The sequence below is a fragment of the Novipirellula sp. genome (assembly GCF_041583735.1).
Classification (GTDB): Bacteria; Planctomycetota; Planctomycetia; order Pirellulales; family Pirellulaceae; genus Novipirellula.
On record NZ_JBFHFD010000754.1, the window covers coordinates 1 to 3,888 of the forward strand.

Consider the following 3,888-nt stretch of genomic DNA (forward strand, 5'->3'; position numbering starts at 1 on the left):
CGCTGCGATTCTGGCATCGATTCCAACCGCCGTATCTCTTCGAGCGACAGCCCGCTTCCGACCAGTGCCAACGACATCCGGCGACAGATCGTCAGCCAGTCGGCGGTCCCGGTCCGCTCAACCCCCGCATCGTCCCAGCCGAGAGCGAGACGAGCTTCGATCGCCGCCATCGAATCACGCAAGGAATCGTCCCCTTTGGCTGCGGCATCGAAACGGGAGGCAGGATCCAAACTTGGTGATTTCGCTTCGGCAAACTTGCCAGGCGGCAGCCCCGATTCGCCGGTGACGTTTCTTTTGCCTTCGCCCTCTGCGGCGTTAAAATTAGTTTTTGCTACGGAATCGAGCAGCGGATTTGCCGATCGATCCGAAAGCCCCGCAGCGAGGTAGCCGAACGCGATCAGGACCAGCAATCCAAACCAACCGTAGCGGACGATCGTCATCAAAGCCCATTTCATTGGTTTTCGCATCTCATTGGTTATTGCAGCGGGTCAGTTATCGCAGCGGGTTGATTATCGCAGCGGGGTTTTGGCGACCGATGGCTTTAGGAAAAGAACAGGCAGTGCCTCGACGTAATTCGTCGAGCGAATGCCGATCTTGCCAATCATCCATAATAAGACGGCAATTTCGACATGGGGTTGTTTCGAACGGCGAAAGGGCCGATTTTAAGTTCTGCATATTGATGTATTTGAATTCAGGGCACCCGCGTCCTTACTGCGGCCATCGCGGGCGCCGTCTTACGAAAAAAGCGTGCTTCCATGGACATCCCCCCGTCATCGTCGCGTCCTTCGACACTCAACGATTCGACACTCAACCAGGCAAGTGATCCTTTTTTCGAGCCCTACGATCGCGAACAAATCGCCTATGGCGACCAACCTTCGGCGGCGCTCTCGGCCTACCTCCAACAGGTCCCTCGCAGCGGCAAAGCCCTCGATTTAGGAGCCGGAGCCGGACGGGACACGATCGCGTTGGCCAAGGCAGGCTATGACGTGTTGGCGGTCGACTTGAGCGACCGCGGGCTGCAGCGAATCCGCCAACGCGCTCAAAAGGAACAGACATCGGGAAAAGTGCAAACGTTGGCAGTCGACGTCCGCGAAGTATTTATGCCTGAAAAAACGTATGACGCGATCGTTGCCACCACCGTGCTTGACCACATCCCGCTGACCGATGCGGTGGTGTTGTGGGACCGGATGGCCAAGTCGCTAACTGATACCGGTATTCTGTATGTCCAGGTGCACACGACCGAGGATCCTGGTAGCGACCAGTCGCCGGGCCGCGAAAGTGACGCTCCGGTGAGCGAAACAGCGGGCGCGGTGATCAACTATTTTTCGCCCAACCAATTAGCTCTCTGGGCCGTGGCGCCAAAAAGCCGACTGCGGATCCTTCGTTACGAAGAATGCTTGGAGTGGGATTACACGCATGGCCCCGAGCATCTACACGGCAAAGCCATCCTGCTGGCGACCCGCACCGGAGCGCACCCTCCGTGGTATGGCCAGCCCGCGATGTTTCCTCGCCGCTGAATCATTGCCGCTGAATCATTGCCGCTGAATCATTGCCACCGACTTTGGTATTCGATCTCCTTCGTTGGCGTTGGCGGCGAGCGGCCGAATTCAAATCTGGCAAAATTGCGAGAAAGGGGTGCCGGTCGCGATTCAAAATGCCGAACAAGGACATTCAAGCCCGTTTTTCACGCGGCTGCGGCGCCCCAGTTCGCAGTTTGATGAAAGGGTAAACCGATTTAGGGAAGGGTGAACCGAGCTTGAAAAGGCGTGTCCATAGGGTGCAGAATGGCGGTGCGAGCTACCTTGGGTTGCTCAAATCCAAAAAAATCGTCAGAATCCTTGTGTTTCAATGCTGGTGGGGCGGTTTCCGTCTTGCCCCATATCGCTGGATCGCTACACTCTGCCCTTTCTGAAAGTGAAAAGGTTGACTCGAAGACCGAGCGACAGAAATTGGAAATTCCATTTTTTGGCGTGTTCAAAGCGTTCGCTGCCGTTAACAAACGCTCGAATGTTTGAATAATGAGGTCCGACAAGTTTGCCAGCGTAGCTCAGTTGGCAGAGCAGCTGATTTGTAATCAGCCGGTCGTGGGTTCGAATCCCTCCGCTGGCTTATGTCGCTCGAAAGCAGCGACAACAAGTACGAAAAAAACGACTGTAAAAAAACGACAGTGAAATAAGGATACGACTCAAGCAAAGAACACGATTTAAACGAAACGAGAAACAATTGCTGGCACAACCCAAATGTGCTGACAAAGAAACAGGGGGGTTTGCCCGAGTGGTTAAAGGGGGCGGATTGTAAATCCGCTGACTATGTCTACACAGGTTCGAATCCTGTAGCCCCCATTTCAAACGTTTCATCGCGGGTGTAGCTCAATGGTAGAGCAGCAGCCTTCCAAGCTGAATACGAGGGTTCGATTCCCTTCACCCGCTCTTGCGTTCGCTTCGTTTGCTTAAGGGTCGACTTAAGAACGTGTTCGGATGGACTTTGGGCTTTTGGTCTGAAATTCCTTTTGAGTCGCTGCTGTAGCTCAGTGGTAGAGCGCCTCCTTGGTAAGGATGAGGTCATGGGTTCAAATCCCATCAGCAGCTTTGGTGAGTGCGACTTCCCCTGTGACATGGCATAGCCCCGGCAAGCGGCCTCGGACTCGATTCGCGGCTTGCCCCTGGCAAAATGTCGCTCAGGGCGAGACCAACGCAACCGCCGGAGTACTTTGTGAGCAAACCGAGCCTTCGGGTTTGGCATCAAATAGTAGAGATGGCGAGAGTGCTTTAGGGGTGACAATTATGTCACTGGCGGTTCCCTCGCGAAAAAAGAGCGAATGAATGCTCGATTTTCGCAGCGAGGCAATTGCAAATTATCGCACTTTTCGCAACAACTTAGGCAAGTTGGCTACCGGCGGTCTTGCTGGAAGCGTACACGAGGTCGCGTCCAGCGTCTCAACGATGTCCGTCACGTGGGTTTTTGGGTGAATGTGCCCAGGCAAACCGCTCACGTTCGACGACCGCATCAAACGAGATCCTCTGGGCCGATTGACTTGCGTTTAACGTCAATAGCAGCAGCACAATACATGTCCCGCGGTGGGACACAAACGATTTTTTGATTTCGTTTCAATTCTATTGTTGATCGAGTGACCAAGCGGCCGGAATTTTGGCGAGCTACCGTGGGTGTGAACGCGGTCGTTGGATTTTCGGGCTGATTGGGGGCGTATCCCCTTACCAGTTTTCGCAATGGTCGAGTGTAGGTGATTTAGAAAAATGGCTAAGGAAACTTTTCAACGTACAAAGCCCCACGTCAACGTCGGCACGATTGGCCACATTGACCATGGCAAAACGACCACGACTGGCGCAATCTTGGCCGTCCAAGCTGCTAAGGGTCTGGCAAAGGCAAAGGGTTACTCGGATATCGCCAAGGGCGGTACCGTTCGTGACGCTACCAAAACCGTGACGATTGCGGTCGCTCACGTTGAGTACGAGTCGGACAAACGTCACTACGCCCACATCGATTGCCCGGGCCACGCTGACTTTGTCAAGAACATGATCACCGGTGCCGCCCAAATGGACGGTGCGATCTTGGTTGTATCGGCAGCAGACGGCCCGATGCCACAAACCAAAGAACACGTTCTCTTGGCTCGCCAAGTAGGTGTTCCTTACATCGTTGTTTACTTGAACAAGTGTGACTTGGTCGACGACGAAGAATTGCTCGAACTCGTTGAACTCGAAGCTCGCGACTTGCTCAGCAAGTACGGCTTCCCTGGCGACGACGTTCCAGTCGTTCGCGGTTCGTCGCTTCCTGCATACAACAACCCTGCGGACCCTGAAGCCAGCAAGTGCATCACCGACTTGATGACTGCCTTGGATGACTTCATTCCAGTACCTGTTCGTGAAGACG

At 54.3% G+C, this 3,888-nt stretch carries 2 protein-coding genes, 4 tRNA genes and 1 pseudogene; 6 read left to right on the forward strand and 1 reads right to left on the reverse strand.

Features of this window, described 5'->3' with window-relative positions:
* A pseudogene (locus ABX962_RS32150) lies at window positions 1-455 on the reverse strand (hypothetical protein); the annotation flags it as partial.
* A 300-nt stretch (window positions 456-755) separates the two neighbouring features.
* Here ABX962_RS32150 and ABX962_RS32155 point away from each other — a divergent pair.
* From ABX962_RS32155 to ABX962_RS32180, 6 genes are all read left to right on the forward strand, one after another.
* Window positions 756-1,517, forward strand: a complete 762-nt coding sequence (locus ABX962_RS32155) for a class I SAM-dependent methyltransferase (protein WP_372725763.1) — start codon at window positions 756-758, stop codon at window positions 1,515-1,517.
* A gap of 519 nt (window positions 1,518-2,036) precedes the next feature.
* A tRNA-Thr gene (locus tag ABX962_RS32160) sits at window positions 2,037-2,109 on the forward strand.
* 151 nt (window positions 2,110-2,260) lie between these two features.
* Window positions 2,261-2,342: transfer RNA gene (locus ABX962_RS32165), tRNA-Tyr, on the forward strand.
* Window positions 2,343-2,358: 16 nt separating this feature from the next.
* Window positions 2,359-2,429 (forward strand) — tRNA-Gly (locus ABX962_RS32170).
* A gap of 87 nt (window positions 2,430-2,516) precedes the next feature.
* Window positions 2,517-2,588: transfer RNA gene (locus ABX962_RS32175), tRNA-Thr, on the forward strand.
* Between the two features lie 666 nt (window positions 2,589-3,254).
* The coding region (locus ABX962_RS32180) for a GTP-binding protein (protein ID WP_372725765.1) at window positions 3,255-3,888 on the forward strand (634 nt) is incomplete at its 3' end.

What these genes read in the sequence shown, in the direction of transcription:
- ABX962_RS32155 (WP_372725763.1), top strand. Translation starts at nt 756, where the DNA reads ATGGACATCCCCCCGTCATCGTCGCGTCCTTCGACACTCAACGATTCG.